Annotated in this window: 23 protein-coding genes and 1 pseudogene; 11 read left to right on the top strand and 13 right to left on the bottom strand. The window is 72.9% G+C overall.

The genetic code is table 11. The features are described 5' to 3' along the window. Nucleotides 1–94 precede the first annotated feature (94 nt). Entirely contained in the window at nt 95–913 is an 819-nt protein-coding gene (locus tag AB0447_RS09800) for a hypothetical protein (RefSeq protein WP_366476043.1), read from the top strand. Nucleotides 914–1,056: 143 nt separating this feature from the next. Beyond that, nucleotides 1,057–1,401, top strand: coding sequence for a rhodanese-like domain-containing protein (locus tag AB0447_RS09795; protein WP_366476042.1), 345 nt, complete (start codon nt 1,057–1,059; stop codon nt 1,399–1,401). 18 nt (nt 1,402–1,419) lie between these two features. Here the strand turns inward: AB0447_RS09795 and AB0447_RS09790 are convergent, their stop codons facing one another. The 6 genes from AB0447_RS09790 to paaA form a co-directional block, all read right to left on the bottom strand. Beyond that, nucleotides 1,420–2,562 carry an acyl-CoA dehydrogenase family protein gene (locus AB0447_RS09790; RefSeq protein ID WP_366476218.1) on the bottom strand — a complete coding sequence of 381 codons (1,143 nt, stop codon included), beginning with the start codon at nt 2,560–2,562 and terminating at the stop codon, nt 1,420–1,422. A gap of 101 nt (nt 2,563–2,663) precedes the next feature. Beyond that, entirely contained in the window at nt 2,664–3,764 is a 1,101-nt protein-coding gene (paaE, locus tag AB0447_RS09785) for a 1,2-phenylacetyl-CoA epoxidase subunit PaaE (RefSeq protein ID WP_366476041.1), read from the bottom strand. Next, nucleotides 3,765–4,259, bottom strand: coding sequence for a 1,2-phenylacetyl-CoA epoxidase subunit PaaD (gene paaD, locus AB0447_RS09780; RefSeq protein ID WP_366476040.1), 495 nt, complete (start codon nt 4,257–4,259; stop codon nt 3,765–3,767). Next, nucleotides 4,253–4,972 carry a 1,2-phenylacetyl-CoA epoxidase subunit PaaC gene (paaC, locus tag AB0447_RS09775; RefSeq protein WP_366476039.1) on the bottom strand — a complete coding sequence of 240 codons (720 nt, stop codon included), beginning with the start codon at nt 4,970–4,972 and terminating at the stop codon, nt 4,253–4,255. Before paaC ends, paaD begins: the two co-directional genes overlap by 7 nt. Then, nucleotides 4,969–5,253 carry a 1,2-phenylacetyl-CoA epoxidase subunit PaaB gene (gene paaB, locus AB0447_RS09770; RefSeq protein WP_125813338.1) on the bottom strand — a complete coding sequence of 95 codons (285 nt, stop codon included), beginning with the start codon at nt 5,251–5,253 and terminating at the stop codon, nt 4,969–4,971. Before paaB ends, paaC begins: the two co-directional genes overlap by 4 nt. Further along, nucleotides 5,250–6,221 (bottom strand): 1,2-phenylacetyl-CoA epoxidase subunit PaaA, encoded by a 972-nt coding sequence (paaA, locus tag AB0447_RS09765; RefSeq protein WP_366476038.1) that lies wholly within the window; start codon nt 6,219–6,221, stop codon nt 5,250–5,252. Before paaA ends, paaB begins: the two co-directional genes overlap by 4 nt. Before the next feature lie 168 nt (nt 6,222–6,389). Here paaA and AB0447_RS09760 point away from each other — a divergent pair, with 168 nt between their 5' ends. The 3 genes from AB0447_RS09760 to AB0447_RS09750 all read left to right on the top strand — a co-directional run bounded on the left by AB0447_RS09760 (nt 6,390) and on the right by AB0447_RS09750 (nt 9,113). Continuing rightward, nucleotides 6,390–7,022, top strand: a complete 633-nt coding sequence (locus AB0447_RS09760; RefSeq protein ID WP_366476037.1) for a DUF5819 family protein — start codon at nt 6,390–6,392, stop codon at nt 7,020–7,022. A 137-nt stretch (nt 7,023–7,159) separates the two neighbouring features. After that, nucleotides 7,160–8,344: an HTTM domain-containing protein gene (locus tag AB0447_RS09755; RefSeq protein ID WP_366476036.1), complete on the top strand. Its 1,185-nt coding sequence runs from the start codon at nt 7,160–7,162 to the stop codon at nt 8,342–8,344. A 76-nt stretch (nt 8,345–8,420) separates the two neighbouring features. Beyond that, nucleotides 8,421–9,113 (top strand): TrmH family RNA methyltransferase, encoded by a 693-nt coding sequence (locus AB0447_RS09750; RefSeq protein WP_366476217.1) that lies wholly within the window; start codon nt 8,421–8,423, stop codon nt 9,111–9,113. Here the strand turns inward: AB0447_RS09750 and AB0447_RS09745 are convergent. Continuing rightward, nucleotides 9,105–10,031: pseudogene (locus tag AB0447_RS09745) on the bottom strand (hypothetical protein); the annotation flags it as partial. The gene AB0447_RS09750 and the pseudogene AB0447_RS09745 overlap by 9 nt on opposite strands. A 108-nt stretch (nt 10,032–10,139) precedes the next feature. Between AB0447_RS09745 and AB0447_RS09740 the strand changes: the two are divergent. Then, nucleotides 10,140–10,817 carry a MerR family transcriptional regulator gene (locus AB0447_RS09740; RefSeq protein WP_366476034.1) on the top strand — a complete coding sequence of 226 codons (678 nt, stop codon included), beginning with the start codon at nt 10,140–10,142 and terminating at the stop codon, nt 10,815–10,817. A gap of 111 nt (nt 10,818–10,928) precedes the next feature. On the opposite strand, the gene paaN is transcribed toward AB0447_RS09740, so the two are convergent. Continuing rightward, nucleotides 10,929–12,614 carry a phenylacetic acid degradation protein PaaN gene (paaN, locus tag AB0447_RS09735; protein ID WP_366476033.1) on the bottom strand — a complete coding sequence of 562 codons (1,686 nt, stop codon included), beginning with the start codon at nt 12,612–12,614 and terminating at the stop codon, nt 10,929–10,931. A gap of 124 nt (nt 12,615–12,738) precedes the next feature. On the opposite strand from paaN, the gene AB0447_RS09730 reads away from it, so the two are divergent. Both AB0447_RS09730 and AB0447_RS09725 read left to right on the top strand, forming a co-directional pair. Beyond that, nucleotides 12,739–14,262, top strand: coding sequence for a 3-hydroxyacyl-CoA dehydrogenase (locus tag AB0447_RS09730; protein ID WP_366476032.1), 1,524 nt, complete (start codon nt 12,739–12,741; stop codon nt 14,260–14,262). Further along, complete coding sequence (locus tag AB0447_RS09725) at nt 14,259–14,858, top strand: TetR/AcrR family transcriptional regulator (RefSeq protein WP_366476031.1); 600 nt, start codon at nt 14,259–14,261, stop codon at nt 14,856–14,858. The genes AB0447_RS09730 and AB0447_RS09725 overlap by 4 nt, the downstream gene beginning before the upstream one ends. Before the next feature lie 7 nt (nt 14,859–14,865). On the opposite strand, the gene AB0447_RS09720 is transcribed toward AB0447_RS09725, so the two are convergent. After that, complete coding sequence (locus AB0447_RS09720) at nt 14,866–15,483, bottom strand: GNAT family N-acetyltransferase (protein ID WP_366476030.1); 618 nt, start codon at nt 15,481–15,483, stop codon at nt 14,866–14,868. Between the two features lie 49 nt (nt 15,484–15,532). Next, nucleotides 15,533–16,060, bottom strand: coding sequence for an Lrp/AsnC family transcriptional regulator (locus AB0447_RS09715; RefSeq protein ID WP_366476029.1), 528 nt, complete (start codon nt 16,058–16,060; stop codon nt 15,533–15,535). A 179-nt stretch (nt 16,061–16,239) separates the two neighbouring features. Between AB0447_RS09715 and pdhA the strand changes: the two genes are divergently transcribed. Genes pdhA through AB0447_RS09700 form a run of 3 tightly spaced genes read left to right on the top strand, consistent with a single transcriptional unit; the run spans nt 16,240 to nt 19,747 of the window. Beyond that, nucleotides 16,240–17,379, top strand: coding sequence for a pyruvate dehydrogenase (acetyl-transferring) E1 component subunit alpha (gene pdhA, locus AB0447_RS09710; protein ID WP_366476028.1), 1,140 nt, complete (start codon nt 16,240–16,242; stop codon nt 17,377–17,379). Continuing rightward, nucleotides 17,379–18,383, top strand: coding sequence for an alpha-ketoacid dehydrogenase subunit beta (locus tag AB0447_RS09705; protein ID WP_366476027.1), 1,005 nt, complete (start codon nt 17,379–17,381; stop codon nt 18,381–18,383). The genes pdhA and AB0447_RS09705 overlap by 1 nt, the downstream gene beginning before the upstream one ends. Continuing rightward, nucleotides 18,383–19,747, top strand: coding sequence for a dihydrolipoamide acetyltransferase family protein (locus AB0447_RS09700; protein WP_366476026.1), 1,365 nt, complete (start codon nt 18,383–18,385; stop codon nt 19,745–19,747). Before AB0447_RS09705 ends, AB0447_RS09700 begins: the two co-directional genes overlap by 1 nt. A 24-nt stretch (nt 19,748–19,771) precedes the next feature. On the opposite strand, the gene AB0447_RS09695 is transcribed toward AB0447_RS09700, so the two are convergent. The 3 genes from AB0447_RS09695 to AB0447_RS09685 form a co-directional block, all read right to left on the bottom strand. Continuing rightward, nucleotides 19,772–20,185: a DUF2752 domain-containing protein gene (locus AB0447_RS09695; RefSeq protein WP_366476025.1), complete on the bottom strand. Its 414-nt coding sequence runs from the start codon at nt 20,183–20,185 to the stop codon at nt 19,772–19,774. 2 nt (nt 20,186–20,187) lie between these two features. Then, nucleotides 20,188–20,460, bottom strand: coding sequence for a TM2 domain-containing protein (locus AB0447_RS09690; protein WP_366476024.1), 273 nt, complete (start codon nt 20,458–20,460; stop codon nt 20,188–20,190). 145 nt (nt 20,461–20,605) lie between these two features. Further along, entirely contained in the window at nt 20,606–21,583 is a 978-nt protein-coding gene (locus AB0447_RS09685) for an NAD(P)H-quinone oxidoreductase (RefSeq protein WP_366476023.1), read from the bottom strand. Between the last annotated feature and the right edge of the window lie 13 nt (nt 21,584–21,596).

Genomic DNA, 21,596 nt, shown 5'->3' with positions numbered 1-21,596 from the left:
CGGTTGGGCCGGGCCGGGCCGGGTGTGGGGCGGGCCGGCCGGGCGTGCCGGGCGTGCCCCGCATGATCGGCGGGGCACCCTCTAGGCTGGCCGGGTGAGCGAGCAGACTGTCCCTGAGGGCGAGGCGGGCGCGGAGCGCCCCGAGGCGCGGCTGGAGAGGGCCGTGCGCGCGGCCGAGCAGGCGCTGATCGAGTTCGAGATCGCGGTGGAGACCTTCCGGGTGGAGGTCGAGAACTTCTCCCGGCTGCACCACCAGAAGCTCGGCCCGATGTACACCCGCCTCGACGAGCTGGACGCGCTGATCGCAGAGGCGCGGGCGGACCGGTCCGGTGACGCGGAGGACCTGCGCCGGGCCCGGGAGGCGCGGGCCCTGGTGATGCCGATGCCCGGGGTGGACGAGCTGTTCCACGGCTGGATCGGCTCGGACGGGATCGCCGACGACGCGGCGGCCATGCTCACCGATCAGCCGGTCAAGCCGCCGGAGCGGGTCCGGCCGTCGGAAGAGGCGCGTCGGCTGTACCGCGAGCTGGTGCGGCAGGCGCACCCCGACCTCGCCCAGGACGAGGCGGAGCGCGAGCGCCGGGACGCGTTCCTGGTCAGGGTGAACGCCGCGTACGCGCGGGGCGAGGAGGGCCTGCTGCGCGAGCTGGCCGAGGAGTGGGCGGCCGGCCCGGTGCCGGAGGCGGCCGGTCCGAGCGAGAGCGAGGAGCTCTACGCCCGGCTGGAGTGGCTGGACCGGCGCAAGGAGATGCTCACGCTGGTGGCCCGGGAGCTGGAGGACAGCGCGATCGGGGCGATGCTGCGGATGGCCCCCGACGACCCGGACCGGCTGCTGGAGGAGATCGCCGAGCAGCTGCTGGCGCAGGTCTCCGAGCGCGAGGCGGAACTGGCGGACCTGACCGCCGCGGGGTGATCGCCGCGGGGTGATCGCCGCGGGTGATCCGGCGAACGGTGATCCGGTGCATGGCCGGCAGGGGTGGTCCGGCGGTCGGTCGGGGTACCGTGGCGTAGCGGTCGTGAAGGCTGCGCACCTGCTACGAGAGAAGGCGACACCGCATGAACTTCGGCCCGGTCCCCACGGTGGGTGTCGACGCGCTGGCCGCGGACAGCTTCATCCTCGACGTCCGGGAGGACGATGAGTGGACCGCGGGGCACGCCGAGGGCGCGCTGCACATTCCCATGAGCGAGTTCGTGGCCCGCTTCGGTGAGCTGACCGAGGCGGCAGAGGACGGCCGCCGGGTGCACGTGATGTGCCGGGTCGGCGGGCGTTCCGCGCAGGTCACCCAGTACCTGGTGCAGCAGGGCGTGGACGCGGTGAACGTGGACGGCGGCATGCAGGTGTGGGAGGCCACGGGCCGCCCGGTCGTCACCAACGAAGGCGCGCCGGGCACCGTCGTCTGAGCCTGCTCGGGCTCCGGCTCAGCCGAGGGGGTGGGCGGCCAGCAGGTCGCCGAGGGCCTCCTCGTGCGCGGCGGCCGGGCCCAGGGCGAGCTCCAGCTGCTTGGCCCAGGCGTGGTAGCGGTGCAGCACGTAGTCGGTGTCGGCACCGAAGCCGCCGTGCAGGTGCTGGGCGGTCTGGACGACCCGCCGTACGCCCTCCGCCGCCCAGATCTTGGCCACGGCCACATCGCCGGCGCTGGGCAGCGGCCCGCCCGCCCCGCCCGTTTCCGCGTCCAGCCGCCAGGCGGCCTGCCAGAGGGTGACCTCCATCGCGCGCAGGTCGATGTACCGGTCGGCGGCCTGGACGGCGACGGCCTGGAAAGTGGCCACCGGGAAGCCGAACTGTTCCCGCTTGCCGGTGTACTCGGCGGTCATGCCGAGCACGGCTTCGCCGAGGCCGAGGGCCAGCGCACAGGTGCCGGTGGCCAGCAGCTGGCGCAGCCGCTCCCAGGCGCCGGGCGTCTCGATCACGTGTCCGGCCGGGGCTCGTACGCCGTCGAGGGTGAGCTCGGCGAACCGCTCGCCGCTCGTGGAGTACTGGTCGGCCAGGGCCAGGCCGTCCGCGGTGCGCGGTACCAGTGCCAGCACCGCCTCCCCCTCCCCGGTGTGGGCGGGTACGGCGATCCAGTCCGCGCTGTGCGCCCACGGAACGGCGGTCTGCACGCCCTCCAACACCCAGCCGGAGCCGTCCCGGACGGCAGTGACGGCGAGTTCGGCCGGGTCGTGGCCGGTGCGGCCGTTCGCGGCGACGGTCAGGACGAGCTCGCCGCGGCCGGCGGCGGGCAGCAGAGCGGCGGCCAGTTCCGGGGAGCCGTGCGCCTGCACGGCCATGGCGGTGGCACAGTGCTCCAGCAGCGGCACCCGGGCCAGCACCTTCGCGGACTCGCGGAGCACCAGGCAGAGCGCGATGGCGTCCAGACCGGCGCCGCCGTGCTCCTCGGCGAGGACCAGGCCGGTCAGGTCGGAGCCGGCCAGCCTGGCCCACAGCGGGCGGTCGAACTCCTCGGCCACCGCTCCCGGGGTGAGCGCCGGGCTGGGCACGCTGTCGGGGGCGACGTCCGCGAAGACCGCCTTCGCCGCCTCGACGGCCGCCTGCTGCTCCTCGGTGAAGGTGAAGTCCACTGCCTGTCCTCCCACTGGGACCCTGCTCCGACCCTGCTCCGGCCTGACGGTGCGTCAAGATAGAACAGGTTCTGGAAATTTGACAGGGGTGGGGGCCGGGCTCACCGGTCGAAGTCGATTTCCACCTCTTCCGTTACCGGATGCGACTGGCAGGCCAGCACGAACCCGGCCTCCGTCTCGTCGGACTCCAGCGCGAAGTTCCGGTCCATGCTCACCTCGCCGCGGACCAGGAAGGCCCGGCAGGTGCCGCACACCCCGCCCTTGCACGCGTACGGCGCGTCCGCGCGGTTGCGCAGCACCGCCTCCAGCAGGGACTCGCCGTCCTGCACCGGCCAGGTGCCGGACCGGCCGTCGAGGCGGGCGGTGACCCGGCTGTGGGAGGAGGAGACGGTCCGGACGGCGGGGGCCGGTGCCGGAGCTTCGTCCACATGGAAGATTTCCTCGTGGATCCGCTTCCGTACGACGCCCAAGGCACGCAGCGCCCGCTCGGCGCCCTGCACCAGGCCGAACGGTCCGCACAGGAACCAGCCCGCCACCGACTCGACCGGCAGCAGCGCGGGCAGCAGGGCGGTCAGCCGCTCCTCGTCGAGCCGGCCGGACGGCAGCCCGGCCTCCTGCTCCTCCCGGGACAGCACGGTGACCAGCTGGAACCGGTCGGGGTAGCGGTCCTTGAGGTCGGCCACCTCCTCCAGGAACATCGTCGAGGCGGCCGAGCGGTCGCTGCGGATCAGGCAGAACCGGGCATCGGGCCGGGCGGCCAGCAGGGTGGCCGCGATCGACAGCAGCGGGGTGATGCCGCTGCCGCCGACCACCGCCGCATAGTGGGCGGCCTCCGGGGCGGCGGCCGGGTCCAGCACGAAGCGGCCGGCCGGGACCATCACGTCGAGCACGTCCCCGGCGGCGATCTCCTTGTGGGCGAAGGTGGAGAACTCGCCGCCCTCCACCAGCCGCACTCCGACCCGCAGTTCCCGCGGCGCGGGCGCGCCGGAGGCCGGCGCGGGCGAGCAGATCGAATAGGTGCGGCGCACTTCCCCGCCGTCGGCCGACCGCCGGCGCAGCGCCAGGTGCTGGCCGGCGGCATGCCGGTACTCCTCGCGGAGCTCCTCGGGGATGCTCAGGGTCAGCGCCACGGAGTCGTCGGTGAGCCGGTCGACCGCAGCCACCGTCAGCGGGTGGAAGGCGCCGTGGCGTGGTGCAGCCATCTACAGCTCCTTGAAGTGGTCGAAGGGTTCGCGGCAGGACACGCAGCGCCGCAGTGCCTTGCAGGCGGTGGAGGAGAACCGGCTGAGCAGCTCGGTGTCGGTGGATCCGCAGTTCGGGCAGCGCACCGACAGGGTGAGCGGCACGGGGCCGTCCGCCGTGTGCGGCCGGGGCGGCGCTATGCCGAACTCGGCGAGCTTGCGGCGGCCTTCGGCGCTGATGTCGTCGGTGGACCAGGCGGGTGCCAGCACCGTGCGCACCGACACATCGGCCATGCCGTGGTCGTGCAGGACCCGCTCGATGTCGGCGGACATGGCCTCGATGGCCGGGCAGCCGGTGTAGGTGGGGGTGAGGGTGACCTCCACCCCGCCGTCCTCCCGGATCCGGACCCCGCGCATCACGCCGAGCTCGGCCAGGGTGAGCACCGGCAGCTCGGGGTCGGGCACGGACCCGGCCAGGGTGGCCAGCTCCTCCTCCAGGCGAGTGGTGGTCACCATGACGCCCCCGGGTGGCTGCGGTGCAGGTGCTGCATCTCGGCGAGCATCCGCCCGAAGGGCTCCGTGTGCAGGCCCTGCCGGCCGGCACCGGCCGCCCAGGCTCCGGTGCGGGCGCCCTGGGGGAGGCTGAGCGTCGCCCGCTCCAGCACCTCGCCGACGGCCGCGAGCCAGGCCGTCTCGAGGCCGGCCCAGTCCACGTCCAGGCCTTCGACGGGCTGGAACATCTCGCCGGTGAACTTCCACAGCCCGTCCAGCGCGGCCTGGATCCGGTCGTGGCTCTCTTGGGTGCCGTCGCCGAGCCGCAGGGTCCACTGGGTGGCGTGGTCGCGGTGGTATTCGGTCTCCTTGACCGCCTTCGCGGCGAGCGGGGCGAACTCCCCGGTCCCGGCGGCCAGCTCCCCGTACAGCAGGTGCTGGTAGACGGAGAAGTACAGCTGGCGGGCGATGGTGTGGGCGAAGTCGCCGTTGGGCTGCTCGACCAGCTGGAGGTTGCGGAAGGCCCGCTCCTCGCGGAGGAAGGCCAGCTCGTCCTCGTCCCCGGCCATGGAGAGCAGGACGCGGGCCTGGCCGAGCAGGTCGAGGGCGATGTTCGCGAGGGCGACCTCCTCCTCCAGCACCGGGGCGTGGCCGGCCCACTCGCCGAGGCGGTGGGAGAGGATCAGCGCGTCGTCGCCGAGGGCGAGCGCGGCCGTCGTGGGCACGGTGGCGGTCACAGGTGCCGCACCCCCTCCGGGATCTCGTAGAACGTGGGGTGCCGGTAGGGCTTGTCGGCGGACGGGGCGAAGAAGGGGTCCCGCTCGTCGGGCGAGGAGGCGGTGATCTCCGTCGAGGGCACCACCCAGATGGAGACGCCCTCGTTGCGCCGGGTGTACAGGTCGCGGGCGTTGCGCAGGGCCATTTCGGCGTCGGGAGCGTGCAGGCTTCCCGCATGCGTGTGCGAGAGACCGCGCCGCGACCGGACGAACACCTCCCACAGCGGCCAGTTCTGCGTCATGCCCGTGCCTCCTCGTGCTTGCCGGTGTGCTTCGCCGCATACGCCGCGGCCGCGTCCCGCACCCAGGCGCCCTCTTCGTGCGCCCGCCGCCGCTGGCCTATCCGCTGCTCGTTGCAGGGGCCGTTGCCCTTCAGGACGTCCCAGAACTCGGTCCAGTCGATGGCACCGAAGTCGTAGTGCCCGCGCTCCTCGTTCCACCGGAGGTCCGGGTCGGGGAGGGTCAGGCCGAGGCTCTCGGCCTGCGGGACGGCGATGTCCACGAACCGCTGGCGCAGTTCGTCGTTGGAGTGCCGCTTGATGCGCCAGGCCATGGACTGGGCCGAATGCGCCGACTCGTCGTCGGGCGGGCCGAACATCATCAGCGATGGCCACCACCAGCGGTCCACGGCGTCCTGCGCCATCGCGTGCTGCGCCTCGGTGCCCTGGGAGAGGGCGAGGAGGAGCTCGTACCCCTGGCGCTGGTGGAAGGACTCCTCCTTGCAGATCCGGACCATCGCGCGGGCGTACGGACCGTAGGAGCAGCGGCACAGCGGGACCTGGTTGGTGATCGCCGCGCCGTCCACCAGCCAGCCGATGGCGCCGACATCGGCCCAGGTCAGCGTGGGGTAGTTGAAGATCGATGAGTACTTCTGGCGGCCGGCGTGCAACTTGTCGAGAAGCTCGTCGCGGCCGGTGCCGAGGGTTTCCGCGGCGCTGTAGAGGTACAGGCCGTGGCCCGCCTCGTCCTGGACCTTGGCCATCAGGATGGCCTTCCGGCGCAGCGAGGGCGCACGGGTGATCCAGTTGGCCTCGGGCTGCATGCCGATGATCTCGGAGTGCGCGTGCTGGGCCATCTGTCGGACGAGTGAGGCGCGGTACTCCTCGGGCATCCAGTCCCGGGGCTCCACGCGCTCGTCGGCCGCCACCGCGGCCTCGAAAGCCGCCGCGAGGTCCCTGTCCTGCCCCGTTTCCGGGGTCACTGCCACCATCCCGGCCCCCTTGCCGATGACGTGCCGATGGGCTTGCTGCCGGACCGCCGTGGCCGGTCTCCCGACCGACCGATCGTTCGGTCCATGCTCTTCAATGGTGAGACGGCGGCCCGTAGGGTGTCAACCTCTGTGGACTACTCGCTGTGGACGGCCGAGGATCGGGGCGGGATGGATTCGAACCGGAACCGGGGGAGCGGGGGCATAGCGGCACTGCCCACGCCGTACCGGATCGTCGCCGCCCTCGCACTCGGCGCCGTCGCCGTGGCCGGCTGTCTCCACCTCGCCCTGGTCTTCCTGCACGTCGCCCCGGCCAACACGGTCGGCAAGCGGCACGCGGACGCGGTCGACGAGTGGATCTACCCCGAGTTCGAGCAGAACTGGAAGCTGTTCGCCCCCAATCCGCTGCAGCAGAACATCGCCGTCGAGGTCCGCGCGCAGGTGCGCACGGCAGCCGGAGAGCGGATCACCACCGGCTGGCGGGACCTGTCGGCGGAGGACGGCGAGGCCATCCGCGGCAACCCCTTCCCCAGCCATGTGCAGCAGAACGAGCTCCGGCGCGCCTGGGACTTCTTCACCGGTTCGCACGACGAGGAGAACCGGCCCACCGGCGAGCGGGGCGAGCTCTCCGAGACCTACCTGCAGCGGATCGCCCTGCGCCGGGTGGAGCCGCGCTTTCCCGGCGGCCGGGTGCTGAAGGTGCAGCTGCGCTCGGCGACCAAGGCGGTCGAGGCGCCGAAGTGGAGCGGTGAGACCACCGACAAGGAGACCTACTACCGGGAGCTCCCGTGGTGGACCGTCTGAGCCGGCCGGCCGACCCGGCGGACCCGCCTGCGGCCGCCGGCGCGGGTCCGGCTCCAGACGCGGGTCCGGCCCCAGGCGCGGGTCCGGTCCCCGGCTCGGGTCCGGCCCCAGGCCCGGCCGGCCGGGCGCGGGCCGTCGTGCGGCGGGGCCTGGCCAAGGCCACCGGGCAGTCGCTCGGCCCGTACCAGAGCGCCGTCGTCCGGATCGGCTTCGCCGCGACCTGGCTGCTCTTCCTGCTGCGGGAGTTCCCGCACCGGCGCGAGCTGTACGGGCCGGACAGCCCGTGGGGCTTCGACCTGGCCGAGCGGCTGGTCGGCTCCAACCACGCGTTCACCGTGCTGCTGTGGTCCGACTCGGCGGTCTGGTTCGAGACCGTCTACGCGCTGGCGGTGCTGTCCGCCGTGCTCATGCTGCTCGGCTGGCACACCCGGGCCTCCTCCGTGCTGTTCATGGCCGGGGTGCTGTCGCTGCAGAACCGCAGCGTGTTCATGGGCGACGGCGGCGACAACGTGATCCACCTGATGGCGATCTACCTGGTGCTGACCCGGTGCGCCCAGGTGTGGTCGCTGGACGCCCGCCGGGCGGCCCGGGCCGGCCCCGCCCGCGGCAAGGCCGGGCCGCTGCTGTGGGGCGCGCTCGGCCTGTTCCTGGCGTACGCGGCGGTCACCGACCGGCTCGGGACGCTCTGGCTGGCGGTCTTCCTGTGGCTGTGGATCGTCCAGGGCATCTGGTGGGCGGTGGAGCGGTACGAGCCGGACAGCGACGGCCGGGCGCTGCTGGACGTGCTGGCCAACCTGGTGCACAACGCCGGCCTGCTGGTGATCATGGCGGAGGTCTGCCTGATCTACGCGACGGCCGGCTGGTACAAGATCCAGGGCTCGCGCTGGCAGGACGGGACGGCGCTGTACTACCCGCTGGGGCTGGACTACTTCACGCCGTGGCCCGGCCTTTCCGGGCTGGTGGCGGGGAGCGGGACGCTGGTGATGCTGCTGTCCTACGGGACGGTGGTGATCCAGGTGGCGTTTCCGTTCACCCTGTTCAACCGGCGGATCAAGAACCTGCTGCTGGCCGTGATGATGCTGGAGCATGCGGGGATCGCGGTCCTGCTCGGGCTGCCGTTCTTCTCGCTGGCGATGATCGCCGCCGATGCGGTGTTCCTGCCGACGGCCTTCCTGGTGTGGATGGGGGTACGGGTGGGGGCCCTGCGGGCCCTGTTGCCGCGCGGGGGCCCCCGCCCCGAAGCCCGCGCATCCAATGCCGGCGGGCCCGGGATCGCTCCGCAGGCAGGCCGCGTGGCGGGTGGGGCGGGCGGAGCCTCGTAGGCTCGGGCGCATGAGTGAGTACGGCGTTCACGAAGAGACGGCGCGACGCTGGCGTGCGGTCGGCGAGCAGGCCGGCATGGTGTTGCTCGACGGGTTTCACGCGCTCAAGCACGCACTGCGCTTCGGGGCGGACGTGCGCATGGTGGTCGCCGAGGATCCGGACGGGGTGCTGAAGCTGGCCGAGGAGCTGGCGCCCGACGTGCGGGAGGCCGTGGCCGGGCTCGTACGGCAGGCGCCGCTCGCGGGGCTCGTGGCCCGGGTCCACCCCACCCGGGTGGCGGCCCTGGCCGTGCGGCCGGACCCGGCTGCCGGGCGGGCGGCCCTGGAGCGGCTGCCGCGCAGCGCGCCCGTCGTCCTCCTCGACAACCCCCGCAACCTCGGCAACGTCGGTGCCGTGGTCCGGCTCGCCGCAGGCTTCGGCGCCACCGGGGTCGTCACCCGCGGCGACCTCGACCCCTGGCACCCGAATGTGGTGCGGGCCGGTGCCGGGCTGCACTACGCCACCACCGTCGACCGGGTCACCCTCGACACCCTGCCGCCCGGCCCGCTCTACGCCCTGGACCCGGAGGGCGAGGACATCCGCGCCCTCACCCTCCCGGACGATGCCGTGCTGGCCTTCGGCTCCGAGCGGCAGGGCCTATCGGCGGAGCTGCGTGACCGGGCCGACCAGCTGGTCTCCCTGCCCATGCGTCCGCAGGTCTCCAGCTACAACCTCGCCACCAGCGTGGCCATGACCCTCTTCCACTGGGGCGGACCGCCCGCGCAGTAGCGAGAACGCCACGCCGAGGGCACCCGCAACCAGGACCGCGGCGGCCGCGCCCAGCGTGGCCCCGTCCGGGTGGATCAGCGGCTGGCCGCGCAGGGCCTGCCAGGTGAGCAGGGCGAGCACCCCCGCGTACGTCCCGCCGGCCACGAAGACCAGCCGCACCCGCACCCGCTCGTCGTGCAGCCGGGCGAAGCGCGGGGCGAGGGCGGTCAGGACGAGCAGGAGCAGCGGGAGCAGCTGCAGGGCGTGCATGCCGAAGAAGTGCGGGATGCGCAGGTCACCGCCGGTGGTGGACCAGCCGGTGAGGAACATTCCCGGGCCGCCGTCGGGCACGCCCACGCTGTGCCCGCCGGTTTCCGCGGGCTCGTGGTCGGCGGCCATGAGCCGCTCCTGCTCGGTGGTGGGCAGGGTCATCAGGACGGCGAGTCCGGCGCCGATCAGCGCGAGGACCGTGGAGATCCGGATGGACCAGAGGGCGGCCCGGTCGGCGGCCTTGGCGCGCCAGAGCAGGACGGCGATGACCAGCGTGCCCAGCCACAGCACGACCACGGTGTTCCCCATGGCGCTGTAGACCGTGGCGTCGAAGGACGTGGCGCTGTTGAAGTGGCTGCGCACCCCGCGGACCACCTGCAGCGTGATCAGCAGCATCTCCAGGGTGCTCGCGGCGACCACCACCGTGCCGGCCCACCAGGCGGTCCGGCGCAGCCGCGGCCGGGCTTCGTCCAGCAGCGAGATCATCCAGGCCAGGCTGAGGGTGTAGCCGATGAACGAGACGGCGAACTTGAAGGGCTTGGCCCAGATCGGGGCGCCCGTCAGCACCCGGTCGTCGACCAGCAGCCCGACGGCGGAGCCGACGGCCCATACGCCCATGAGCATGGCGAACACCACCAGCGGGCGGTGCCAGGTACGCCAGGAAGACATCGACATTCATACCCCCGTAATGAATGGATAGCGGCGCTCTCCGCTATCTGATAGTGCCACTATCTATGATGGGGGTGGACAGGGCAAGCGGACAAAGGATGAACGCACGTGCGCATCGGAGAGCTGAGCCGACGGACCGGGGTTCCGGTACCGACGATCAAGTACTACGTCCGGGAAGGGCTGCTCCCGCCGGGCGAGCTGACCAGCCCCAACCAGGCCAGCTATGGAGAGGCGCACGAGCGCCGGCTGCGGCTGGTCCGCGCACTGCTGGAGGTCGGGGGACTGTCGGTGGCGGCCATCGGCGAGGTGCTCGCGGCGATCGACGACAAGGAGCGGCCGGTGCACAAGGTGCTGGGCGCGGCCGCCCACCGCCTGGTGCCCGAATACGGCGACGGCGGCGGGGAGGACAGCGCCGGTGCGGTGGACGCGGAGAAGGTGCTGGCGCGGGAGAGGGTGGAGCGGCTGATCGAGGCGCGCGGCTGGCGCATCGCACCCGGCAGCAAGGCGGTGGAGGCGCTGGTGTCCGCGCTCGCCTCGCTGGCGCGGGTGGGGCACGGCGGCTTCGTCGACCTGCTCGACGACTACGCGGCGGCAGCCGAGCGGGTGGCCCGCGCGGACCTGGACTACACCGCCCGCCGGGTGGCCCGCGAGGACCTCGTGGAGGCGGTGGTCGTCGGTACGGTGCTGGGCGACGCGGTCTTCGCCGCCCTGCGCAGGATGGCCCAGGTGGACGCCTCTGCCCGCACCTTCGTGCAGGAGGAGGCGTCCGGGCCCGGGCCGTCCTGACCGGCCGGCGCGGGCCCGGCGGCCGTTGTCAGGCCGGGGCCCGGCGGCCGGTGTCAGGCCGGGGGCCCCGGTGTCGGGGCCCGGCGGCCGTTGTCAGGCCGGAGGACCGGTTCAGGCCTGGCGGCGGACCTCCACCACGCGGAACCGGTTCGCGACGAAGGCGCCGTCGCACAGGGCCGCATTGGCCGCCGGGTTGCCGCCGGAGCCGTGGAAGTCGGAGAAGGCGGCGGTCTGGTTCACATACACCCCGCCGGTCAGGTTCAGCGAGAGCTGCGCGGACTCCTCCAGGCAGACCTCCTCGAGCGCCCGCTCGGTGTCCGCCGAGGTGGTGTACGCGCCGACGGTCATCGCGCCCTTCTCACGGACCGTGCGCCGCAGCAGGTCGAGCGCGTCGGCGGTGGAGTCGACGGCCACCGCGAAGGAGACGGGGCCGAAGCACTCCGACAGGTAGGGGGCCGAGTCGTCCGGCTTGGAGCCGTCCAGCTTGACCATCACCGGCGTACGGACCACCGCGTCGGGGAACTCCGGGTTCGCGACCTCGCGCGAGGCCAGGGCCACCTCGCCCAGGCCGGCCGCGGCCTCCAGCCGCGTCTTCACGTCCGGGTTGACCAGCGCGCCCAGCAGGGCGTTGGCCCGGGCGTCGTCGCCCAGCAGCCCCTGCACGGAGGCGGCGAGGTCGGCGACCACCTCGTCGTACGACTTGTGGCCGGCGTCCGTGTCGATGCCCTCGCGGGGGATCAGGAGGTTCTGCGGGGTGGTGCACATCTGGCCGCTGTAGAGGGACAGCGAGAAGGCCAGGTTGGCCAGCATCCCCTTGTAGTTGTCGGTGGAGTCCACGACCACCGTGTTGACGCCGGCCTTCTCCGTGTAGACCTGCGCCTGGCGGGCGTTGGTCTCCAGCCAGTCGCCGAAGGCGGTGGAGCCGGTGTAGTCGATCAGCTTGATCTCCGGGCGGACCGCCAGGGTCTTGGCGATGCCCTCGCCCGGACGCTCGGCGGCCAGCGCGACCAGGTTCGGGTCGAAGCCGGCCTCGGCCAGCACCTCGCGCGCCACCTGCACGGTCAGGGCGAGCGGCAGCACGGCCCGCGGGTGCGGCTTGACCAGCACCGCGTTGCCGGTGGCGAGGGAGGCGAACAGGCCCGGGTAGCCGTTCCAGGTGGGGAAGGTGTTGCAGCCGATGACCAGCGCGATGCCGCGCGGCACGGCGGTGAAGGTCTTGCCCAGGTTCAGCGGGTCCTTCTTGCCCTGCGGCTTCGACCAGTCGGCCGCGCCGGGAACCCGGGTCTGCTCCTCGTACGCGTACGCCACCGCCTCCAGGCCGCGGTCCTGTGCGTGCGGGCCGCCGGCCTGGAACGCCATCATGAAGGCCTGGCCGCTGGTGTGCATGACCGCGTGCGCGAACTCGTGCGTGCGGGCGCCGATCCGGGCCAGGATCTCGATGCAGACCAGGGCGCGGGTCTCCGGCCCGGCGTCCCGCCAGGCCGCCATGCCCGCCTTCATCGCGGGCAGCAGCACGTCCGGGTCGACGTGCGGGTACTCGACGCCCAGCTCCGGGCCGTACGGCGACACCTCGCCGCCGGCCCAGCCGTCCGTACCGGGCTGGCCGAGGTCGAGGCGACTCCCGCGCACCGCCTCGAAGGCGGCCAGGCCGTCGGCCGGCGCGGTCTCGCCGTAGGCCTTGGGGTGCTCGGGGTGCGGGGACCAGTAGGCGCGGCTGCGAATGGCATCGAGCGCCGCGTCGAGCGTCGGTCGGTGCTTGTCGGAGAGCTGAGCGGCGGACAGGTCGGCGGCGGCCATCAAGACCAACTCCTCGTTGAGCCGGGCGTAGCGGAGCAGACTGGAGTTAGAGTAACCGAACGATCGGTCGGGACAAGAGGGCCTGTGTCCTCCTGTGGACAACCCATGCGAGAGGATCGGGGACATGACAGCTATCGAGCGCTCCCGCACCGTGGCGGTCGTCGGGGCGGGGACCATGGGCCAGGGCATCGCCCAGGTCGCTCTTCTCGCAGGTCACCGCGTACTCATCCAGGACGTCGACGAGGAGCGGGCGCGGGCCGGCCGGGACGCCGTGCGGGACCGGGTGGAGCGGATGGCCGCCAAGGGCCGGCTGGACCGCGCCGAGGCCGACACGGCGATCGGCCGGATCGAGGCGGCCCACGGCCTGCCCGAGCTGGCCGACGCGGCCCTGGTGATCGAGGCGGTCGTCGAGGACCCCGACGTGAAGCGCGAGCTCTTCGGCGCCCTCGAAGCAGTGGTCGCGCCGGACACGCTGCTGGCCACCAACACCTCCTCGCTCTCCGTCACCGAGATCGCCGCGGGCCTCGCACACCCGGGCCGCTTCCTCGGCCTGCACTTCTTCAACCCGGCCCCGCTGCTCCCGCTGGTCGAGGTGGTCAGCGGATTCGCCACCGACCCGGCCGCCGCCGAGCGGGCGTACGAGACGATGATCGGCTGGGGGAAGTCCCCGGTCCGCTGTGCCGACACCCCCGGCTTCATCGTGAACCGGATCGCCCGCCCCTTCTACGCCGAGGCCTTCGCGGTGTACGAGGAGCAGGGCGCCGACCCCGCGACTATCGACGCCGTGCTCCGCGAGAGCGGCGGCTTCAAGATGGGCCCCTTCGAGCTCACCGACCTGATCGGCCAGGACGTCAACGAGGCCGTCACCCGCTCCGTGTGGGAGTCCTTCTTCCGCAGCCCCAAGTTCCTGCCCTCGCTCGCCCAGCGCCGGCTGGTCCAGTCCGGCCGGCTCGGCCGCAAGTCGGGGCAGGGCTGGTACCCGTACGGACCGGACGCCAAGGCCCCGGCACCGCACACCGCCGCACCCGAGGACGCCCCGGCCGCCGTGACCGTCGTCGGCGACCTCGGCCCGGCCGCCGGCCTGGTCGAACTCATCGGCGAGGCCGGGATCGAGGTCACCGAGGTCGAGACCGGCGGCCCCTACATCCAGCTCCCCGGCGAGGGCCAGCTGGTGCTCGCCGACGGCAAGACCGCGATCGAGTTCGCCGACGTCGTCTACTTCGACCTCGCCCTCGACTACCGGGGCGCCACCCGGATCGCGCTCTCCGCCTGCGAGGACACCTCCGAGCAGACCCTCGCCGAGGCGATCGGCCTGTTCCAGAAGCTCGGCAAGAAGGTCAGCGTCATCGGCGACGTCCCCGGCATGATCGTCGCCCGGACCGTCGCGATGCTCATCGACCTGACCGCCGACGCGGTAGCCCGCGGAGCGGCCACCGCCGCGGACATCGACACCGCCATGCGGCTCGGCGTCAACTACCCGCTCGGACCCGGTGAATGGCACGACCGGCTCGGCCGCGACTGGGCCTACGACCTGCTGCACCACTTGGACGAGCGGATTCCGGGCGGCCGCTACGCCCCCTCGCTCGCCCTCTACCGGCTCGGCTACCAGGCCGGCACCGACGACGAAGAAGAAGGCGGTGCGGAATGACCACGGCCCGCCGGGACACCTACACCCCCGAGACCCTGCTCTCCGTCGCCGTCCAGGTCTTCAACGAGCGCGGCTACGACGGCACCTCGATGGAGCACCTCTCCAAGGCCGCCGGAATCTCCAAGTCCTCCATCTACCACCACGTCGCGGGCAAGGAGGAGCTGCTGCGCCGGGCCGTCAGCCGGGCCCTGGACGGCCTCTTCGGCATCCTCGACGAGACCGGTGCCACCCGCGGCCGCGCCGTCGAGCAGGTCGAATACGTCACCCGGCGCACGGTCGAGGTACTGCTCGCCGAACTCCCCTACGTCACCCTGCTGCTGCGGGTGCGCGGCAACACCCGCACCGAGCGCTGGGCGCTGGAGCGGCGCCGCGAGTTCGACCACCGGGTCGCCGGCCTGCTCAAGGCCGCCGCGGCCGAGGGGGACCTGCGGGCCGACGTGGACACCCGGCTGGCCACCCGGCTGCTGTTCGGCATGGTGAACTCGCTGGTCGAGTGGTACCGGCCGCACCCGGGGGCGGACGCCCGGGAGACGGACGCACTGGCCGACGCGGTGGTCGGGCTGGCCTTCGACGGCCTGCGGACGGCCGCCCCCTAGGCGGCTGCTAGCCGGACCGGGGTGCGGAGCGGGCGAGGCGGGCGGTCAGGGCGGCCTTCGCGGCCGGCCAGTCCTCGTCGGTGACGCTGAAGAGGACGGAGTCGCGGACCGCGCCGTCCCACATCACCATGTGGCGGCGCAGGACGCCCTCCTCGGTGGCGCCGATCCGGGCGATCGCGGCGCGCGAGGCGGCATTGCGCGCATCGGTCAGCAGCTCCACCCGCTGCATCCCCAGGGTCTCGAAGGCGTGGCCGAGCATCAGCAGCTTGGCCTCCGAGTTGACGGCGGTGCGCTGCCAGGAGCGGCCGAGGAAGGTCCAGCCGATCTCCAGTCGGCGGTGCTCCCGCACCACCTTCAGGTAGCGGGTGGAGCCCGCGATCCGGCCGGTGGCCTGCTCGACGGTGGCGAAGGCGAGGTCGGTGCCCGCCGCGTGCGCGGCCTGCGCCGCCTCGATCCAGGCACGCATGCCGTCGGGGTGCGGGACCATCGTGACGGGGAGCTTCCACAGCTCTCCGTCACGCACCGCCTCGCACAGCCCGTCATGGTGCCGCTGCGCCAAGGGCTCCAGCCGTACGTGTTCACCCGCCAGGGTCAGGCTGTCCAATGCCGCTGCGACCAGGGTCATGCCCGCCTCCCGAGAGATCGTGCCGAGTCGGCAGGAGCGTACGGGGCGCCTACTCCTCGGAGACCGGCGGGCCCGGCAGCGCCGTGCGGTCGGCCGCCAGGTCCGTCTCCTCGAACACCAGCAGGGTCCGGGTGGAGAGCACCTCCGGGATGGACTGCAGGCGGGTCAGGACGAGCTCGCGCAGGGTCCGGTTGTCCGGGGTGTGGACCAGCAGCAGCACGTCGAAATCGCCGCTGACCAGGGCGATGTGCGCAGCGCCGGGCAGCTCGCGGAGCTTCTCGCGGACCGTCCGCCAGGAATTCTGGACGATCTTCAGGGTGATGTAGGCGGAGGCGCCCTGGCCTGCCCGCTCGTGGTTGATCCGGGCGGTGAAACCGCGTATCACGCCGTCGTCGATCAGCCGGTTGATCCGCGCGTACGCGTTGGCGCGGGAGACGTGGACCTGCTCGGCGACCGACCGTACGGAGGCGCGCCCGTCGCTCTGCAGCAGCTCGATGATCGAACGGTCGATGGGGTCGAGCGGCCGGGGCGGCACCGCGGGCACCTCACCCGAGCGGGCCATTTGTTCATCCGCCATTGCCCCCGGCCTCCCTGTTGTGGACGTCCTGCTCCTATCCCAAGCTGTGGACATCCGTTTGTCCACAGCCTGGAGCCGCCTGTAGCCAAAATGCGCCCACGACCGAACAATCGGTAGGTGAGGCGCCTCACACCGCAGTGCGCTGCCTGCCCGCTTCCCACGAGGAGGTGTACGCCGTCATGACGGTCCAAGAGCTGCCCGGTGCCGGTGCGTCGTCGTCCTACCGGCCCACTCCACCGCCTGCCTGGCGCCCCCGCACGGACGCCGCTCCGCTGCTCCCGGACCCCGAGCCGTACCGGGTGCTGGGCACCCCCGCGGCCGAGAAGCTCGACCCCGAGCTGATGCGGCGCTGCTACGCCGAACTGGTGCGCGGCCGCCGGTACAACGCACAGGCCACCGCGCTGACCCGGCAGGGCCGGCTCGCGGTGTATCCGTCCACCGTCGGCCAGGAGGCCTGCGAAATCGCGGCCGCGCTGGTGCTGGAGGACCAGGACTGGCTCTTCCCCAGCTACCGGGACACCCTCGCGGCCGTGGCCCGCGGCCTGGACCCGGTGCAGGCGCTCACCCTGCTGCGCGGTGACTGGCACACCGGTTACGACCCGCACGAGCACCGGATAGCCCCGCTGTGCACCCCGCTCGCCACCCAGCTGCCGCACGCGGTGGGCCTGGCACACGCCGCCCGGCTGCGCGGCGACGACGTCGTGGCGCTGGCCATGGTCGGCGACGGCGGAACCAGCGAGGGCGACTTCCACGAGGCGCTGAATTTCGCCGCCGTGTGGCAGGCCCCGGTGGTCTTCCTGGTCCAGAACAACGGCTTCGCGATCTCCGTCCCGCTGGCCAAGCAGACCGCCGCCCCGACCCTGGCCCACAAGGCCGTGGGGTACGGCATGCCCGGCCGGCTGGTCGACGGCAACGACGTGGCCGCGGTGCACGAGGTGCTGGCCGAGGCGGTCGGGCGGGCGCGGTCCGGTGGCGGACCCACCCTGATCGAGGCGGTCACCTACCGGATCGAGGCGCACACGAACGCGGACGACGCGACCCGCTACCGCGGCGACGCCGAGGTGGAGGCCTGGCTGGCCCACGACCCGGTGCAGCTGCTGGAGCGGGAGCTGACCGAGCGCGGCATCCTCGACGAGGCGGGCATCCAGGCGGCCAAGGACGCGGCGGAGACGATGGCCGCCGCCCTGCGCGAGCGGATGAACGCCGAGCCGGTGCTGGACCCGATGGACCTGTTCGAGCACGTGTACGCGGAGCAGACCGGCCGACTGCAGGAGCAGGCGGCGATGCTGCGCGCGGAGCTGGAAGCGGAGACCGACTGATGGCCGTGTCACAGCTGGCGGCCAAGCCGGCCACGATGGCGCAGGCCCTGACCAGGGCCATGCGGGACGCGATGGCGGAGGACCCGACGGTCCACGTCATGGGCGAGGACGTGGGTGCGCTCGGCGGGGTCTTCCGGATCACCGACGGCCTGGCCAAGGAGTTCGGCGAGGACCGGTGCACCGACACCCCGCTCGCCGAGGCCGGCATCCTCGGCACTGCGGTGGGCATGGCGATGTACGGGCTGCGCCCGGTCGTCGAGATGCAGTTCGACGCGTTCGCCTACCCGGCGTTCGAGCAGCTGATCTCGCACGTCGCCCGGATGCGGAACCGGACCCGGGGCGCGATGCCGCTGCCGATCACCATCCGGGTGCCGTACGGCGGCGGGATCGGCGGGGTGGAGCACCACAGCGACTCCTCCGAGGCCTACTACGTGGCGACCCCCGGCCTGACCGTGGTCACCCCGGCCACCGTGGAGGACGCGTACGGACTGCTGCGGGCCTCGATCGCCTCGGACGACCCGGTGGTGTTCCTGGAGCCCAAGCGGCTGTACTGGTCGAAGGCCGAGTGGTCGCCGGAGTCCCCGGCGGCGGTCCCCGGCATCGGCCGTGCGGTGGTCCGGCGGCCCGGTACCGGCGCCACCCTGATCACCTACGGTCCCTCGCTGCCGGTGTGCCTGGAGGCGGCGGAGGCGGCCCGCGAGGAGGGCTGGGACCTGGAGGTCGTGGACCTGCGCTCGCTCGTCCCGTTCGACGAGGAGACGGTGGCCGCTTCGGTACGCCGGACCGGCCGCGCGGTGGTGGTCCACGAGGCGGGCGGCTTCGGCGGCCCGGGTGCGGAGATCGCCGCGCGCATCACGGAGCGGTGCTTCCACCATCTGGAGGCTCCCGTGCTCCGGGTCACCGGCTTCGACATTCCGTACCCGCCGCCGATGCTGGAGAAGCACCACCTGCCCGGCGTGGACCGGATCCTGGACACCGTGGCCCGCCTGCAGTGGGAGAACTGATGCCTCAGGTGATGGAGTTCAAGCTCCCCGACCTCGGCGAGGGGCTCACCGAGGCCGAGATCGTCCGCTGGCTGGTCGCGGTGGGCGATGTGGTGGCGGTGGACCAGCCGGTGGTCGAGGTCGAGACGGCCAAGGCGATGGTGGAGGTCCCCTGTCCGTACGGCGGCGTGGTGACGGCCCGCTTCGGCGAGGAGGGCACGGAGCTGCCCGTCGGAGCCCCGCTGATCACGGTCGCGGTGGGCACCGGGGCGGCGGAGCCGCAGTCGCCGGAGTCCGGCACCGGCGCCGAAGCGGGCTCGGGCAATGTGCTGGTCGGCTACGGCACGGACCACTCCAAGCCGGCCCGGCGCCGGCGGATCCGGCCGGCCGAGCCGGCCGGGCGGACGCCCGTCGCACCGGCTGCGGCCCCGGTCCCGGCCGCCGCGCCCGCCCCCACTCCCGCACCCGCCGCTGCGTCCGTCCCGGCGGTCCTGGCCTCCGGCCCCGTCCCGGTGATCTCCCCGCTGGTGCGGAAGCTCGCCCGGGACCACGGAGTCGACCTGCGGGGGCTGCAGGGGTCCGGCCCGGAAGGGCTGATCCTGCGGGCGGATGTGGAGGCGGCCCTGAAGGCCCCCGAGCAGGCCCCCGAGCAGGCCGCCGGGCCGGCCGCCGCGGCGCCCGCCGCCGTGCCGGCGGAGGCAACGCGGATCCCGCTCAAGGGCCTGCGGGGCGCGGTGGCGGAGAAGCTGTCGCGCAGCCGGCGGGAGATTCCGGACGCCACCTGTTGGGTGGACGCGGATGCGACGGAACTGATGGCGGCGCGGGCCGCGATGAATGCGGTCGGCGGCCCGAAGATATCGGTGCTGGCGCTGCTGGCCCGGATCTGCACCGCCGCGCTGGCCCGTTACCCGGAACTGAATTCGAGGGTGGACCTCGCGGCGAACGAGATCGTCCGGCTGCCCTCGGTGCACTTGGGCTTCGCGGCCCAGACCGAGCGCGGCCTGGTGGTCCCGGTGGTCCGGGAGGCGCAGTCCATGAACCCGGAGGGGCTGTCGGCCGAGTTCGGCCGGCTCACCGAGCTGGCCCGGACGGGCAAGCTCGCTCCGGCGGACCTCACCGGCGGCACCTTCACCCTCAACAACTACGGGGTGTTCGGGGTGGACGGCTCCACTCCGATCATCAACCACCCCGAGGCGGCGATGCTGGGCGTCGGCCGGATCGTCCCCAAGCCCTGGGTCCACCAGGGCGAGCTGGCGGTCCGTCAGGTGGTGCAGCTGTCCCTGACCTTTGACCACCGCGTGTGCGACGGCGGGACGGCAGGCGGATTCCTCCGCTTCGTCGCGGACTGCGTGGAGAACCCGGCGGTGCTGCTGCGCGCCCTCTAGGGCGTGTCGGCAGGGTCCCGCCGGTCAGGCCCAGATGTTGCGGGCGACCGTCCAGATCGCGGCGATCGTGAGGATCGCCGCGATGCCGCGGCGGCGCAGCGGCAGCCGGTAGCGCCTGCCCCGCACGGTGGCCACGGTCAGCCAGCGGCCGTAGCCGAGCAGGACCAGCGGCAGGGTGGCCAGCAGCAGGAGGTTGGCCCGGGCGGCGGCCGCGAGGTCGCCGTGCAGCAGGCTGTAGGCCATGCGGGTGCCGCCGCAGGCCGGGCAGTCGAGGCCGGTGAGCAGTCGCCACGGGCACTTCGGGAGCAGCTGGGCGGGGTCGTAGGGGCTGTGCCCGTACACGTACACCGCGCCCGCGAGGGCGGCGGCGCCGAGAACGACCGGCAGGGCCCGTACCGTCCACGGTACGGGCCCTGAAGGCGTGTTCGGCAGGCTCACACTCAGCCGCGCAGAACCCGGCCCTGGGAGTCGGTGACGTTGCTGCCGACCAGCAGCATGATGGCGTCGATCAGGGCCCAGATGCCCAGACCGCCACAGGTCAGGAGCTGACCGATGGCCATGCCCGTGTGGCCGGTGTAGAAGCGACCCACGCCGAAGGCGCCGAGGAACAGCTGCAGGACGCCGGCGACGACCTTGGACTTCTCGGAGTACGGGACGCCGTTGGGGGCGTAGCCGAAGGGCGCGTTGGGGTCGGGCTGCTGCGGGAACGACATGAAAGGGGTCGCCTTTTCTCAAGGGTGACGTGTGCTCAGGAGCATGCGATCACATGGTCGCACTTACGTGCACCTTATATGTCGCCGAAAGCCCTCCGGCAGTGGGGCGAAGGTCACAGATCGGCGACTGAATGACGAATCAAGATCATCGAATGAGCAGCAGTTTGCCGGTGTGCGATCCGGATTCCAGGACGCGGTGCGCCTCGGCGGCCTCGGCGAGTGGGAACCTCCCGTGCACCACGGGCCGGACCCGTCCCGACCCGATGAGCGGCCACACGTGCTCCCGTACGGCCGCCACGATCGCCGCCTTCTCGTCCAGCGGCCGGGCCCGCAGCGAAGTCGCCATCACGGCCGCCCGCTTCGACAGCAACGCCCCCAGGTTCAGTTCGGCCTTCACCCCGCCCTGTAGTCCGATGACGGCCAGTCGGCCGTTCACGGCGAGGGCGTCCACGTTCCGCGCCAGGTACTTGGCGCCCATGATGTCCAGGATCACGTCCGCGCCGGCCCCGTCCGTCGCCTCCCGCAGCTCCGCGACGAAGTCCTGTTCGCGGTAGTCGATCAGGATGTCCGCGCCGAGTTCCTTGCAGCGGGCCAGCTTCTCCGGGCCGCCGGCCGTCACGGCCACCCGGGCACCCACCGCCTTGCCCAGCTGGATCGCCATGGTCCCGATGCCGCTGGCCCCGCCGTGCACCAGGAGGGTTTCGCCCGGCCTCAGGTGGGCGACCATGAAGACGTTCGACCACACCGTGGCCACCACCTCGGGCAGCGCCGCGGCGTCGGTCAGGTCCACCCCGTCCGGGACCGGCAGCACCTGCCCGGCCGGCACCGCCACCTGCTCCGCATAACCGCCGCCCGCCAGCAGGGCGCACACCTCGTCGCCCACCGACCAGCCGGAGACCCCCGGCCCCAGGGCGGCGATCCGGCCCGAGCACTCCAGGCCGGGATAGCGTGACGCGCCGGGCGGCGGGTCGTAGAAGCCCTTCCGCTGGAGCACATCGGCACGGTTCACGGCACTGGCCGCGACGTCGACGAGGACCTCGCCCTCGCCGGGCACCGGATCGGGTACGTCGGCCCAGACGAGGGCCTCGGGGCCGCCGGGCTGCGGGATGGTGATCGCATGCATGGCCCGGACAGTA

It is taken from the genome of Streptomyces sp. NPDC051211 (assembly GCF_040689505.1).
Classification (GTDB): domain Bacteria; phylum Actinomycetota; class Actinomycetes; order Streptomycetales; family Streptomycetaceae; genus Streptomyces.
This window is presented reverse-complemented; position numbering and strand designations above follow the sequence as displayed.

Bases quoted from the DNA above. Each gene is read 5' to 3' on its own strand.
- AB0447_RS09795 (WP_366476042.1), top strand. From the start codon at position 1,057: ATGAACTTCGGCCCGGTCCCCACGGTGGGTGTCGACGCGCTGGCCGCG.
- paaE (WP_366476041.1), bottom strand. From the start codon at position 3,764: ATGGCTGCACCACGCCACGGCGCCTTCCACCCGCTGACGGTGGCTGCG.
- paaD (WP_366476040.1), bottom strand. From the start codon at position 4,259: ATGGTGACCACCACTCGCCTGGAGGAGGAGCTGGCCACCCTGGCCGGG.
- paaB (WP_125813338.1), bottom strand. From the start codon at position 5,253: ATGACGCAGAACTGGCCGCTGTGGGAGGTGTTCGTCCGGTCGCGGCGC.
- paaA (WP_366476038.1), bottom strand. From the start codon at position 6,221: ATGGTGGCAGTGACCCCGGAAACGGGGCAGGACAGGGACCTCGCGGCG.
- AB0447_RS09760 (WP_366476037.1), top strand. From the start codon at position 6,390: ATGGATTCGAACCGGAACCGGGGGAGCGGGGGCATAGCGGCACTGCCC.
- AB0447_RS09750 (WP_366476217.1), top strand. From the start codon at position 8,421: ATGGTGTTGCTCGACGGGTTTCACGCGCTCAAGCACGCACTGCGCTTC.
- paaN (WP_366476033.1), bottom strand. From the start codon at position 12,614: ATGGCCGCCGCCGACCTGTCCGCCGCTCAGCTCTCCGACAAGCACCGA.
- AB0447_RS09730 (WP_366476032.1), top strand. From the start codon at position 12,739: ATGACAGCTATCGAGCGCTCCCGCACCGTGGCGGTCGTCGGGGCGGGG.
- AB0447_RS09725 (WP_366476031.1), top strand. From the start codon at position 14,259: ATGACCACGGCCCGCCGGGACACCTACACCCCCGAGACCCTGCTCTCC.
- AB0447_RS09720 (WP_366476030.1), bottom strand. From the start codon at position 15,483: ATGACCCTGGTCGCAGCGGCATTGGACAGCCTGACCCTGGCGGGTGAA.
- AB0447_RS09715 (WP_366476029.1), bottom strand. From the start codon at position 16,060: ATGGCGGATGAACAAATGGCCCGCTCGGGTGAGGTGCCCGCGGTGCCG.
- pdhA (WP_366476028.1), top strand. From the start codon at position 16,240: ATGACGGTCCAAGAGCTGCCCGGTGCCGGTGCGTCGTCGTCCTACCGG.
- AB0447_RS09705 (WP_366476027.1), top strand. From the start codon at position 17,379: ATGGCCGTGTCACAGCTGGCGGCCAAGCCGGCCACGATGGCGCAGGCC.
- AB0447_RS09700 (WP_366476026.1), top strand. From the start codon at position 18,383: ATGCCTCAGGTGATGGAGTTCAAGCTCCCCGACCTCGGCGAGGGGCTC.
- AB0447_RS09690 (WP_366476024.1), bottom strand. From the start codon at position 20,460: ATGTCGTTCCCGCAGCAGCCCGACCCCAACGCGCCCTTCGGCTACGCC.
- AB0447_RS09685 (WP_366476023.1), bottom strand. From the start codon at position 21,583: ATGCATGCGATCACCATCCCGCAGCCCGGCGGCCCCGAGGCCCTCGTC.